Origin of the sequence: Luteibacter sp. 9133, from assembly GCF_000800155.1 — a bacterium.
Taxonomy (GTDB): domain Bacteria; phylum Pseudomonadota; class Gammaproteobacteria; order Xanthomonadales; family Rhodanobacteraceae; genus Luteibacter; species Luteibacter mycovicinus.
Genome location: NZ_JUHO01000001.1, coordinates 4,282,378 through 4,294,511, shown reverse-complemented (window position 1 = coordinate 4,294,511; position 12,134 = coordinate 4,282,378). Strand labels below are relative to the sequence as shown.

General features: G+C 66.1%; 12 protein-coding genes. 8 read left to right on the top strand and 4 right to left on the bottom strand.

Annotated elements, in window-relative coordinates; genetic code table 11:
- Positions 1-32: 32 nt before the first annotated feature.
- Positions 33-947 carry a LysR family transcriptional regulator gene (locus FA87_RS18745; protein ID WP_043696717.1) on the top strand — a complete coding sequence of 305 codons (915 nt, stop codon included), beginning with the start codon at positions 33-35 and terminating at the stop codon, positions 945-947.
- Between the two features lie 10 nt (positions 948-957).
- Here FA87_RS18745 and FA87_RS18740 read toward each other — a convergent pair whose 3' ends face one another.
- Positions 958-1,713 (bottom strand): SDR family oxidoreductase, encoded by a 756-nt coding sequence (locus FA87_RS18740; protein ID WP_036109151.1) that lies wholly within the window; start codon positions 1,711-1,713, stop codon positions 958-960.
- A gap of 133 nt (positions 1,714-1,846) precedes the next feature.
- Between FA87_RS18740 and FA87_RS18735 the strand changes: the two genes are divergently transcribed.
- The 6 genes from FA87_RS18735 to FA87_RS18710 all read left to right on the top strand — a co-directional run bounded on the left by FA87_RS18735 (position 1,847) and on the right by FA87_RS18710 (position 8,348).
- On the top strand, positions 1,847-2,728 hold the full coding sequence (locus FA87_RS18735) for an AraC family transcriptional regulator (protein WP_043696714.1): 882 nt from the start codon (positions 1,847-1,849) through the stop codon (positions 2,726-2,728).
- 152 nt (positions 2,729-2,880) lie between these two features.
- Positions 2,881-3,609, top strand: a complete 729-nt coding sequence (locus tag FA87_RS18730) for a gluconate 2-dehydrogenase subunit 3 family protein (RefSeq protein ID WP_036109155.1) — start codon at positions 2,881-2,883, stop codon at positions 3,607-3,609.
- 4 nt (positions 3,610-3,613) lie between these two features.
- The gene (locus FA87_RS18725) at positions 3,614-5,389 is read left to right on the top strand and encodes a GMC family oxidoreductase (protein ID WP_043696713.1); all 1,776 of its coding nucleotides are present in this window, start codon (positions 3,614-3,616) and stop codon (positions 5,387-5,389) included.
- A 10-nt stretch (positions 5,390-5,399) separates the two neighbouring features.
- Positions 5,400-6,737, top strand: coding sequence for a cytochrome c (locus tag FA87_RS18720; RefSeq protein WP_043696710.1), 1,338 nt, complete (start codon positions 5,400-5,402; stop codon positions 6,735-6,737).
- Between the two features lie 78 nt (positions 6,738-6,815).
- Positions 6,816-7,892 (top strand): nitronate monooxygenase family protein, encoded by a 1,077-nt coding sequence (locus tag FA87_RS18715; RefSeq protein WP_043696708.1) that lies wholly within the window; start codon positions 6,816-6,818, stop codon positions 7,890-7,892.
- Between the two features lie 33 nt (positions 7,893-7,925).
- Positions 7,926-8,348, top strand: a complete 423-nt coding sequence (locus tag FA87_RS18710; RefSeq protein WP_052191450.1) for a hypothetical protein — start codon at positions 7,926-7,928, stop codon at positions 8,346-8,348.
- Here the strand turns inward: FA87_RS18710 and FA87_RS18705 are convergent.
- Complete coding sequence (locus tag FA87_RS18705) at positions 8,345-8,749, bottom strand: helix-turn-helix domain-containing protein (protein ID WP_043696704.1); 405 nt, start codon at positions 8,747-8,749, stop codon at positions 8,345-8,347. The genes FA87_RS18710 and FA87_RS18705 overlap by 4 nt on opposite strands.
- A gap of 92 nt (positions 8,750-8,841) precedes the next feature.
- On the opposite strand from FA87_RS18705, the gene FA87_RS18700 reads away from it, so the two are divergent.
- Complete coding sequence (locus FA87_RS18700; protein WP_043696702.1) at positions 8,842-9,960, top strand: NADH:flavin oxidoreductase; 1,119 nt, start codon at positions 8,842-8,844, stop codon at positions 9,958-9,960.
- A 24-nt stretch (positions 9,961-9,984) separates the two neighbouring features.
- Here FA87_RS18700 and FA87_RS18695 read toward each other — a convergent pair whose 3' ends face one another.
- Together FA87_RS18695 and ompR are read right to left on the bottom strand one after the other, a co-directional pair.
- Positions 9,985-11,313, bottom strand: coding sequence for an ATP-binding protein (locus FA87_RS18695; RefSeq protein ID WP_043696699.1), 1,329 nt, complete (start codon positions 11,311-11,313; stop codon positions 9,985-9,987).
- Positions 11,310-12,026, bottom strand: a complete 717-nt coding sequence (gene ompR, locus FA87_RS18690; RefSeq protein WP_043696696.1) for a two-component system response regulator OmpR — start codon at positions 12,024-12,026, stop codon at positions 11,310-11,312. The genes FA87_RS18695 and ompR overlap by 4 nt, the downstream gene beginning before the upstream one ends.
- Between the last annotated feature and the right edge of the window lie 108 nt (positions 12,027-12,134).

Sequence of the window (12,134 nt, the reverse complement as noted above, 5' to 3'; positions counted from 1 at the left end):
ATATGGATGGATGCATAACTTAGTGCCGAAAAATGGATAGATCCGATCTGACGCTGGAACGCATGCGCACCTTCGTGCGCGTCGCGGAGCGAGGCAGCCTGTCTGCGGTGGCACGCGAAAGCGGCCTGGGACAGTCGACGGTCACGCGCCATCTGCGCGAACTCGAGGCCGCTGTGGGAGCACCATTGCTCAGTCGGACGACGCGCCGCATGACCCTGACCGACGAAGGCGCGCGCTTCTACGCCTCAGCTCTGCAGATCCTCCGGCTGGTCGAGAAGGCCGCCGACGAAGTCAGCGATCATCGCGGCGCTAATGCCGGTACGGTCCGTCTCTCGACGACGAGCGCTCTGGGCATCCTCCACATCACGCCGTTGATCTTCGCATTTCAGGATCGCTACCCCGATATCCAGGTGGAACTTGGGCTCACCGATGAGCGGATCGATCTGGTGCGGGAAGGTGTGGATATCGCCATTCGCCTCGGGCCCCTCGACGACAGCTCGATGAAGCTGCGCGCCCTCGGCTCCAGTCAGCGCTTGCTGGTGGCCTCTCCCGCCTACCTGGCCTCTCGCGGCACACCTGCATCGCCAGACGATCTCATCGGGCATGACAGCATCCGCATGTCGAACGTGATCGGCAGCGACGTCCTCCTGCTCGACGGTCCGGACGGTGTGCGTCACGCGATCCCGGTCACAGGTCGTCTGCGTGTCGACCACGGTCTGGCTGCGCGAGCGGCTGTCGTGGCAGGGCGAGGCATCGTGTCGGCTCACCGATGGATGGTGGACGACCTGCTGGTGACAGGGACGGTGGTCCCCGTGCTGCCGGATCATCGCCCGGTGGCCGTGCCGCTCAACCTGTTGATGGTTCCGGGGAGATCGGACGTCGCGCGCGTGCGACGTCTGATCGACTATCTGGTGGACGCCATCGCCACCCTCCCAGGTATCGCTTAGGGCGAATCGCTCATATCGCCTGACCGCCCGACACCTCGATTCGCTGCGCCGTCACCCAGCGGTTATCCGCCGAAAGCAGGCTGGCGATCATCGGGCCGATATCGTCGGGCACACCTGCGCGACCGAGCGCCGTCATGTCGGCAAAGATCTTGTTGATCTCCGGATTGTCGCGCACGGCGCCGCCACCGAAGTCGGTTTCGATGGCGCCGGGCGCGACGGTGTTCACGGCGATACCGCGGCTGCCCAGTTCTCTGGCCATGTAGACGGTCAGGACTTCTACCGCTGCCTTGGCGGCGGCATACGCGGCATATCCGGGATACGAGACGCGCGTGAGTCCCGAAGACAGGTTGATGATGCGACCGCCATCGGCGAGCAGGGTCAGCAGCGACTGGGTGAGGAAGTACACGCCCTTGAAGTGGACGTCGACCAGCGAGTCGAACTGTGCCTCGGTCGTGTCCTGGATCAGTGCGTAATCGCCGTGCCCGGCATTGTTGACCAAATGGTCGAACGTATCGCGGTTCCAGGTTTCGCGCAGGACCTTCGCAAGGCTCTCCGCGAACGCCGCAAAGCTTCGGCTGTCGCCGGTGTCCAGCGGAAGCGCGACCGCCTTGCGACCGAGCGACTCGATCTCGGCGACCACCGCATCGGCTTCGTCGCGACGGCTGCGGTAGGTGATGACGACATCGCCGCCGTGGCGCGCGACGCTCAGTGCGGTGTTGCGGCCGAGGCCGCGGCTGCCGCCGGTAATCAGGGTGATCGTGGTCATGTCGCTGGCTCCGTTTGGGATGAGGAAACGATAGGTGTCGGCGTCTCCCGCGTCGTTGCCGTAACCTCGACGTTGTTTGCCTTTTCCTCCAACGGCGGCTATGCGGCGCCTGGGATGCGTTAGCTTTCACCTCATGACCGAGGCCCTTCTCACCGCCGTTCGCCGTTATGTCGCTGCGCATGCCGACGCGACGGGGCTTGCCCAGACGCCCATTCCCGGCCTGACGACGATCCGTTCGACCGAGCCCAGCGGACTGGTCTACGCCATCTCCCAGCCACTGGTCTGTCTGGTACTTCAGGGCGGCAAGCAGGTGACCCTGGGTGCGCAAACCGTGTCGCTGGAACCGGGCGATTCGCTGCTGATCACGGCCGACGTTCCCACCGTGAGCCAGATCGTGACGGCGAGCCAAGACGCACCGTACTTTTCACTGGTCATGGATCTGGACACGCGCCTGATCGCCGAGCTGGCGCTCGCGATGGAAGCGGGCACGCCGGCCGGTGGCCCGGATGTCCGTGCCGAGCCGACCGATGCTGAGGTGGCCGCCAGCGCGCTGCGCCTCATGCAGCTGCTCGACCGGCCGGGTGCGGTGCCTATCCTGCACACGTCGCTGGTGCGCGAGTTGCACTACTGGTTGCTTGCCGGGCGGCATGGTCCGGCGATAAGGCGCCTCGGCTGGCAGGAGGGGCACGCCCAGCGCGTGGCACGCGCGGTAGCGGTGCTTCGCTCGGAGTTTGCGCAATCCATTCCGGTCGAGCGGCTCGCTGCCATCGCCGATATGAGCCCGTCGTCGTTTCATCAGCATTTTCGTGCGGTGACGTCGTTGTCGCCGAAGCAGTTTCAGAAACAGCTGCGGCTGATCGAGGCGCGTCGCCTCATGACGGGTGAGGGCAGGTCGGCGAGCGGTGCCGCCTTCGCCGTGGGATACGAAAGTGTTTCGCAGTTCACCCGGGAGTATTCGCGGATGTTTGGCTTGCCGCCGGGCAGGGACGCAGAGCGGCGCACGGCACCCCTGTAAAAAACGCAATGCAGATATGACGACATCGGTCGATAAGACACCTGTAACATGCACGTGTCACATTAGTTCATAACTGAAGTATATCGACCGACAGTAAGACCGTCGGTGGTTTTTCTATTGCCTTAAGCCAGCCTGCCGCCCCGGAGCCAGCCATGTCCTCACCGGACGAAACCAACGCCGCGTTGCAATCGCGACGCCGTATCCTGCTTGGCCTGACCATGGCCCCGCTCGCTGCCGCTCTCCCGCTCGCCGCGACAGCCACGCACAAGCCAGGTGACGGCGCCACCGCTGAGAGCGGTGCCGGGTACAAACCGAATTTCTTCAAGGACGTGGAATGGACCTGCATGGTCGCCATCTGCGACCGGCTGATCCCCAGTGACGACGTCGGCCCCGGTGCCGTCGAGACCGGCGTGCCCGAGTTTCTCGACCGCCACATGCAGACGCCGTACGCCAATGGCGCCATCTGGTACATGCAGGGTCCCTTCCTCGAAGCCCCGCCGGAGTTCGGCTATCAGGGCCGCCTCACCCTGCGCGACATCATCCGTGTGGGCCTCAACGCGATCGACGCGCATTGCAGGAAGACCTTCGACGGCAAGACCTTCGCCCAGCTCGAGCACACCCGGCAGGAAGAACTGCTCAAGGCGGCCGAGAGCGGCAAGCTCAAGCTGGAGGACATCTCGTCCAAGCTGTTCTTCACCAACATCCTCAACGAAGTGAAGAACGGCTACTTCGCCGATCCCCGCTATGGCGGCAACCGCGGCATGGCCGCGTGGAAGATGATCGGCTACCCCGGCATGCGCGCCGATTACCTGGACTGGATCACGGTGCGCGACAAACCGTATCCGCTGCCGCCGGTCGATCTGTCCGGCAAGAGGGGTTGAGACGATGGCTACCGTGAAACCGAAAGTGGACGCCGTCATCGTCGGCATGGGCTGGACCGGCGCGATCCTCGCGAAGGAACTGACCGAGGCGGGCCTCCACGTCGTGGCGCTCGAGCGCGGCGCCGACCGCGATACGCAGCCCGACTTCGCCTATCCCAAGGTCGTGGACGAGCTCGAAGGCTCGGTGCATCGCCGGTTCCTGCAGAGTCTCAATCAGGAAACCGTCACCATTCGCCACAACAGCTCGTCGGACGCCGTGCCGTATCGTCAGATGGGTTCGTTCAAGCCCGGTACGGGCGTAGGTGGTGCGGGTACGCACTGGTCGGGTTGCCATTTCCGTCCGCTGCCCGAAGACATGTACCTGCGTACGAACATGGAACATCGTTACGGCAAGGCCTTCATTCCTGCCGACATGACGATCCAGGATTTCCCGGTCAGCTATGACGACCTGGAACCGCACCTGGACATGTTCGAGCGCGTCTGCGGCACCTCGGGCAAGGCGGGCGTGATCAACGGCGTGCTGCAGGAGGGCGGCAACCCCTTCGAAGGCTCGCGTTCGAAGGAATACCCGCTGGGGCCCAACCCGAATTATCTCGGCGCCGAACAGTTCTACAAGGGCGCGAAGGAAATGGGCTGGCATCCGTATCCCATTCCCACGTCCAATGCCTCGGGTCCGTACGTGAATCCGTACGGCTGCCAGATGGGTCCGTGCAATGCCTGCGGTTTCTGCAGCGATTACGGTTGCCTGAATTACTCCAAGGCCAGCCCTAACGTTTCGATCCTTCCGGCGCTGCGTATCAAGCCGAACTTCGAGCTGCGCGCCAACTCGCAGGTGCTCAAGGTCAACCTCGACAGCACAGGCAAGAAGGCGACGGGCGTTACGTATCTCGACGCGCAGGGCCGTGAAGTGGAGCAGCCGGCGGACATCGTCCTGCTGTGCGCGTTCCAGCTGTTCAACGTGCACCTGATGCTGGTGTCGGGCATCGGCAAGGCGTATGACCCGGTGACGCAGACGGGCACCATCGGTCGCAACTACTCGTACCAGAACCTCAACCGCACGGTGATGTTCTTCGACAAGAGCGTGCAGGCCAACCCGTTCATCGGTATCGGTGGCGCGGGCGCGACGATGGACGATCTCAACGGCAATCAGCTCGACAACGGCAAGCTCGGCTTCGTCGGCGGCGGTCTGGTCTGGGCGCGTCAGCCCGGCGCGGGTCCGGTGCGCGGCATCAACGTGCCCGCCGGTACCCCGAACTGGGGCACCGACTGGAAGCGTGCGGCGGCGGACAACTTCCGTCACTCGTTCTACTTCGAGGTGCAGGGTGCCTGCATGTCGTATCGCCAGAACTATCTGAGCCTGGATCCGACCTATAAGGATTCGTTTGGCCGTCCGTTGTTGCGGATGACCTTCGACTGGCAGGACAACGAGATCAAGGCGTCGCAGTTCCTCGTAGGTCAGGCGCTGCAGATGGGCCGCACCCTCAATCCGTTGTCGATCCTCGGCGATGCGAAGAAGGACGGCGAGCACTACAACATCACCAAGTACCAGAGCACGCACACCTGCGGTGGCGCGACGATGGGCTCGGATCCATCGACCTCGGCGCTGAACCGTTATCTGCAGTCGTGGGACGTGCCCAACGTGTTCGCCATCGGCGCCAACGCGTTCCCGCAGAACAACGGCTACAACCCGACCGGTCTGGTCGGCGGCCTCGCGTACTGGGCCGCCACCGCCATCCGCGAGAAGTACCTGAAGGACCCCGGTCCCATGGTCCAGGCGTAAGGAGAACGAGATGAAAAAGTTCTTCCTCACCCTGATCGCCCTCGGCGTGGTCGTGCTCGTGGCTGCGCTGGCGTTCGCGTTCTGGCCCACGCATACGCGTGCGATCGCCGGCGATGTGCCCGCGGACGACAAATCCCTGATCGAGAAGGGCCACTACCTGGCCCTGGCCAGCGACTGCACGGCATGCCACAGCCGTCCGGGCGGCAAGCCGTTCGAAGGTGGCCTGCCGATGGCGACGCCGCTGGGTACGATCTACAGCAGCAACATCACGCCCGACGCGGACCACGGCATCGGCAAGTACACGCTCGACCAGTTCGACCGCGCGCTGCGTCATGGCATCGCGGCGGATGGCTCGAGCCTTTACCCGGCCATGCCGTTCCCGTCGTATGCGCGTCTCAGCGACGACGACGTGCGCGCGCTGTACGCGTACTTCCGGCACGGCGGCATCGAGCCGTCCTCGCGCGCGAACCAGGGCACGGCGATTCCGTGGCCGCTGTCGATGCGTTGGCCGCTGGCGATCTGGCGCAAGCTGTTCGCACCGGATGCCGACAGCGTGGTATTCGATCCGAAGGCGTACCCGGACGAGAAGATCGCCCGCGGCGCCTATCTCGTCCAGGGCGCGGGTCACTGCGGCAGCTGTCACACGCCACGCGGCTTCGCTTTGCAGGAGCGGACGCTTGACGAGAAGGGTGGCTCGTACCTGTCCGGTGGCCAGGTGATCGACGGCTGGTATGCGGTGAATCTGCGTGGCAACACGGCCGACGGTCTGGGTCGCTGGAGCGAGCAGGACATCGTGGACACGCTGCGTACCGCGCGTAACGCGCACAGCGCCGTAGTCGGTCAGCCGATGGCCGACGTGGCCGTGCACAGCATGCAGTGGCTGAAGGACGACGATCTGCATGCGATCGCGGCTTACCTGAAGACGCTGCCGGCCACCGCGGATGATCCGTCGCGCTTCGCGCCCGACGACACCACCGCGAAGGCCCTGCAGGCCGGCATCAACGATAGCCGTGGCGCTGAAATCTACGTCGATAACTGCGCCGCTTGCCATCGCACCGACGCGGAAGGTTACGCGCACGTGTTCCCGACGATCGCGGGCAACCCGACCGTGCTCGCGGACGACCCGACCACGCTGGTGCGGCTGATCCTCGGCGGTAGCCACCTGCCGTCGACCGAAAAGGCACCGTCGCCGCTGGGCATGCCCGGTTTCGCCGAGCGTCTGAGCGATGCGGAGGTGGCGCAGGTGGCAACCTTCGTGCGTACGGGTTTCGGCAACCATGCGTCCGCTGTCACCGAGAGCCAGGCCGCGGCGGCACGCAAGTCGCTGCGGAAAGCCGAAGCACACTGAAGACTTTACGCGACGCGGAGGTCGACCGGTCTATCCTTGCCGGTATCGACCTTCGCGGTTCGCTTCGAGGAGTTTGCTGTGCCTGTCTGGACCGACCGTCGCGTGCTCGACCTGTTTGCCATCGAGCATCCTTTTCTTCTCGCGCCGATGGCCGGCTCCGGCGGATCCGCTCTCGCGATCGCCGTGGCGCGTGCCGGTGGCCTCGGTTCGCTGCCGTGCGCCTCGATCACCGCCGACAGGGTGCGTGAGGAGGTCGCGGTGTTTCGTGCGGCCGTGCCCGGACCGATCAACCTCAATTTCTTCGCGCATACGGCGGTGACGCCGACCGAGGCGCAGACACGTCGATGGCTGGACCGGCTGGCGCCCTACTTCAGCGAATTCGATGTGGATCCGGCAAAGCTGCCCGCCGCCGGTGGTCGCGCGCCGTTCGATGCCGCCATGTGCTCGCTCGTCGAAGAGCTGAAGCCCGAAGTGGTGAGCTTTCACTTCGGCTTACCCGAGACGGCTCTGCTCGACAGGGTGAAGGCGACCGGTGCCATCCTTCTTGCCACCGCGACCACGGTCGCCGAAGGCCGCTGGCTGGCCGAGCGCGGCTGCGATGCCGTCATCGCCCAGGGGTATGAAGCCGGAGGCCATCGCGGCAACTTCCTCACCGACGACATGACGACGCAGCCCGGCACGATGGCGCTCGTGCCGCAGATGGTCGACGCGCTGAGCATCCCCGTGATCGCCGCCGGTGGCATTTCCGATGGACGTGGGATGGCCGCCGCGCTGTGTCTGGGCGCCTCCGCCGTGCAGATGGGCACGGCCTTCCTGCTGTCGCCGGAATCGACCAGCGCCGCCGTGCATCGCGCCGCGCTGCGCGGCGTACGTGACGACAACACCGTGGTCACCAACGTGCTGACCGGGCGCCCGGCGCGCGGCGCCATCAACCGCCTGATGCGTGAAGTGGGCCCCGTTTCCGCCGATGCACCGCCATTCCCCCTGGCGGCCGGGCCGCTGACGCCGTTACGGGCAGCGACCGAAGCGATGGCGCAGGGCGATTTCCAGCCGTTGTGGTCGGGCCAGGCCGGTGCCCTGGCCAGGGAGGTGCCAGCGGAGGAGATCGGGCGTACCATCGTTGCCCAGACGGCGGCGGTGCTGCGCCTGGGTTGATGCTCGCGGGCGCATCCGCGGGAAGGGGGGAACATGATCGACAATGCCAACGAATGGATTCGGCTGCGTGTCAGCGACGATCCTGACGATAACCAGCGCGCCGCCAGCGAGCAGGTGCCGCTCGCGGTGTGGATGCAGATCCACGCACGCGCCCCCGAACTGCGGCCGTTTATCGCCTACAACCGCACGTCGCCGCCGGAGATGCTGGAACGTCTGGCCAGCGATGCGAACTGGATCGTCCGCCACGCCGTGGCCGAGCGCGTCGACGCCTCGGAGACGCTGCTGCGCGAACTGGCCGACGACGTGAACGAGAAAGTGCGCGTGTGTATCGCCGCCAATCCTTCGACGAAGCGTGACGTGTTGCAGTACCTGTCGCGGGTCGACGGGTCGGATGCGGTAAGGGCGCGGGCGAGTGCCCGGCTCAGGGCCCAGGCGCACCCGTCGTCACATTCCTAGCCGACGGCATCCGCAGGCGCGGATGACGCTTCGTCATAACGAACCCGCGCCGCCTCGACCTCATCCAGGTTCTGATGCATCCAGATGTAGAGCTCCTTGAACGGTCGATGCAGCGATCGGCCGAGATCGGTGAGCGCGTACTCCACGCCGATCGGCGCGGCCGGAATGATGCGTCGCGTAAGCAGCCCGTTGCGCTCGAGACGGCGCAGGCACTGCGTGAGCGCCTTCTGCGTGACGCCCTCGAGCTGCCGCCGGATGGCGTTGAAGCGCAACGGGCCGCCGTGCAAGACGGTGAGGACCATCATCGACCACTTATCGGCGACCTGATCGAACAGCACGCGGCTGGGGCAGCCGGCCGAGAAGTGCGTGGGGGAGCAGGTCGGGTCAGCGCGGGTTTCCATGGAGATACCTGAGAGCGTTCAAGTGCCTTATTGACGCCAAGTATATCCTGTATACCCTCGCACGCATCTTCGATAAAGGTGCGATATTTCTCATGACCCAGGCCGCTGTCGACGCGCTGTTCCGCCCTTTCACCCTCAAAGGCCTCACGCTGGCCAACCGCATCGTCATGGCGCCCATGACCCGTCTGTTCACCGACGCGGGCGTGCCGGGAGAAGCCAACGCCGCTTATTACCGCCGCCGTGCCGCCGATGGCGTCGGCCTGATCCTCTCCGAAGGCACGGTGATCGACCGCCCGGCCTCGCGTAACGAACCCAACATTCCGTCCTTCTTCGGCGACGCCGCTCTGGCCGGCTGGCGCCACGTGATCGACGAAGTGCACGCCGTCGGCGGTCGTATGGGCCCGCAGATCTGGCACACCGGTGGCACGCGCGGCATGTCCGGCTGGGTCGGCCCGGTATCGGCGGAAAGCCCGTCGGGCATCAACGGCCCCGGCGACAAACACGGCGTGGCGATGACCGACGAAGACATCGCCGACACCGTCGCCGCGTTCGCACGCGCCGCGCTGAGCGCGAAAGAGCTCGGCTTCGACGTCGTCGAACTGCACGGTGCGCACGGTTACCTGATCGACCAGTTCTTCTGGCATGGCTCCAACGAGCGTACCGACCGCTACGGCGGCGCCACGTTGCCGGAGCGTGCACGCTTCGCCGCCGAAGTCGTCGCCGCCGTACGCGCCGCGATCGGCCCGGACATGCCGCTGATCCTCCGCGTCAGCCAGTGGAAGCAGCAGGACTATCAGACGCGTCTGGCCAATACGCCGACCGAGCTCGAAGCGTGGCTGTCGCCGCTGGTGGCCGCAGGTGTGGATGTCCTGCATTGTTCCCAGCGCCGTTTCTGGGAACCGGAGTTCCCGGACGTCGACGGCGCCGAGGGTCTCAACTTCGCCGGCTGGGCGAAGAAGGTGACCGGCGCCGCGACGATCTCCGTCGGGTCGGTCGGCCTCGATGGCGAGTTCCTTGCCTCGTTCGGTGGCGCGACGTCGTCGCCCGTGGGCGTCGAGCGTCTGGCCGAGCGCCTGGAGCGCGACGAGTTCGACCTTATCGCCGTGGGCCGTGCGTTGCTGGGCGATCCGCAGTGGGTGTCGAAGGTGCGTGCGGGGGATACAGCGGCGATGAAGTCGTTCGATCCGGCGTCGCTGGCTGAGCTGGTCTGACAACGACACCCCCGTCTATCCGCGTCACATCGCGGGTAGACGGCGTTCGCATGGGACGCGTAAACCCACGAAGCCCGCCTGAGTCCGTGGATTGCCGCGCGGCAACACCAGCGTCGCGGCGAATCCGCCTTCCGGCACGTTGCGCAGATGCAGTTCGCCGCCGTGCTGGACCGCCGTGCGTCGAACGCTGGCCAGGCCCAGACCGCTGCCCGTGGCATCGCTGCGGGCGGCGTTTCCGCGGAAAAACGGCTGGCCGAGGTGGGGCAGCAAGGCCCCGGGTACGCCGGATCCATGGTCGATCACCGTGGTAAGGATCTCCGTCGCGGTCACCTCGACCGATGCCTCGAACGGTGCCGCACCATGTCGGCTTGCATTGCGGACGAGATTCTCCAAAGCGCGACGCAAGGTCAGGGGCTTGCCCTGGATGATCGGCGCGTCGGACAGCCGCAACGTCCACACCTCGCCATGCGCCGATGCGACAGCCGCCACGTCGTGCACGATCGCGCTCAGGTCGACGTCGCCCGTCGCTTCGTCGCGACCGTCGCGTGCGAAGGCGATGAAGTGTTCGCAGAGGCTGTCGAGCGCATCGATGTCCGCTTCCATGCCGCCGCGCAACGCGAGATCGGTCACGGGCGAAAGCTCCAGTCCGAGGCGCAGCCGGGCGAGCGGCGTGCGCATGTCGTGGGACAGCGCGGCCAGCATGAGGTCGCGCTCACGTGCGCTGGCACGGACGTCGGCCGCGGCGCGGGCGAGGGCGGACCGTAGTTCGGTCAGTTCACGCGCGACCCCGTCGGGGAGCGATGGCGGCTCGCTTCCGTTGACCATGTGGGCGGCACTGTCGGCAAGCTGCCGCAGTGGTGCGGTGATGCTGCGCGCGTAAAGTCCGGCGAGCAGCACGATCAGCACGCCGCCCAGCGCAATGGCGAGCAGGCCGGCGCGAACGGCCGGCTTTCCGGTGTTGGTCACTGGCACACCCAGCCAGCCTGTCGCGGGCGCCGGCGCAGCGATCCACAGCGTGGCATCGTGCATGCCATCGATGCGCACTTCACGACCGGGAAAGGCCTGGCGAATGTCCTCCAGAGTGCGGCGAACGACGGGAAGGACGGGCTCCCTGCCTGCGGGCGCGGTGGGCGCGCGGATCACGTGGATCTCGGCCAGCCCGGCCTCCTTGCCGCTGGCGATGAGCGTATCCGCGACGACGATACGTGCCGTCGCGCCGCGTATGCCCACGCGGCCCGCGCCTTCGTCGCTGGTGATCCGGATCGCGACGATGCTCAGGACGAAGCACAACCCGACCGTAACGGCGAGCAGCGTGGCGATCCTTGCGAACAGGCTGGATGGCCGCCGGTTCACGGGCCGTCCGGAACGAAGACGTAGCCGTGTCCCCAGACGGTCTGCAGCCAGCGCGGTTCGCGCGGATCGTCTTCCACGACCCGGCGCAGCCGGCTCATCATCACGTCCATACTCCGGTCGAAGGCCTCATGGTCGCGACCGCGCGCGGAGCTCATCAGCTGGTCGCGCGTGAGTGGCTGGCGCGGGCGCTGTACCAGTGTCGCGAGCACGGCGAACTCACCGGTCGTCAGGTGCTGCGGTTCGCCATCGCGGAGCAGGCGGCGCGTGCCGAGTTCGAGTACGAAGGGCCCGAAGACGACGCGGCGGTTGTCGGTGAGCGGTGCGCCGGGCGCGGCGCGCCCACGGCGAAGCACGGCGTTGATCCGGGCGACCAGCTCGCGCGGGCTGCCCGGCTTGGCCAGGTAGTCGTCGGCGCCGATCTCGAGCCCGACGATGCGATCCACCTCGTCAACGCGCGCCGTCAGCATGATGATCGGCGTATCCACGCCCTGGCCACGCAGGCGACGACAGATAGCAAGGCCGTCTTCTCCCGGCATCATGATGTCGAGCACGATGAGGTCGACGTGTCGACGCTTCAGCTCGCGGTCCAGCGCCTTGCCGTCCTCGGCCGTCACCGTCGCGAAGCCCTGGCTCTGCAGGTAGCGCGAGAGCAGATCGCGCAGGCGCGCGTCGTCGTCGACGATCAGGATGCGGGAGGGCGTGAACTCGGTCATGGTGCGATTCTGCCGTGTCCGGGACGCGACCGGGGCGCCACCGGGAGCGAAGGTGTAACAGGATGTTTCGTAAGCGATGCACGGAAACGTTCGGTTGCGAAGCGTGAC

Excerpts from the sequence above, each read along its gene's own strand:
- FA87_RS18745 (WP_043696717.1), top strand. The coding sequence starts at position 33 with ATGGATAGATCCGATCTGACGCTGGAACGCATGCGCACCTTCGTGCGC.
- FA87_RS18740 (WP_036109151.1), bottom strand. The coding sequence starts at position 1,713 with ATGACCACGATCACCCTGATTACCGGCGGCAGCCGCGGCCTCGGCCGC.
- FA87_RS18735 (WP_043696714.1), top strand. The coding sequence starts at position 1,847 with ATGACCGAGGCCCTTCTCACCGCCGTTCGCCGTTATGTCGCTGCGCAT.
- FA87_RS18730 (WP_036109155.1), top strand. The coding sequence starts at position 2,881 with ATGTCCTCACCGGACGAAACCAACGCCGCGTTGCAATCGCGACGCCGT.
- FA87_RS18725 (WP_043696713.1), top strand. The coding sequence starts at position 3,614 with ATGGCTACCGTGAAACCGAAAGTGGACGCCGTCATCGTCGGCATGGGC.
- FA87_RS18720 (WP_043696710.1), top strand. The coding sequence starts at position 5,400 with ATGAAAAAGTTCTTCCTCACCCTGATCGCCCTCGGCGTGGTCGTGCTC.
- FA87_RS18710 (WP_052191450.1), top strand. The coding sequence starts at position 7,926 with ATGATCGACAATGCCAACGAATGGATTCGGCTGCGTGTCAGCGACGAT.
- FA87_RS18705 (WP_043696704.1), bottom strand. The coding sequence starts at position 8,749 with ATGGAAACCCGCGCTGACCCGACCTGCTCCCCCACGCACTTCTCGGCC.
- FA87_RS18700 (WP_043696702.1), top strand. The coding sequence starts at position 8,842 with ATGACCCAGGCCGCTGTCGACGCGCTGTTCCGCCCTTTCACCCTCAAA.
- ompR (WP_043696696.1), bottom strand. The coding sequence starts at position 12,026 with ATGACCGAGTTCACGCCCTCCCGCATCCTGATCGTCGACGACGACGCG.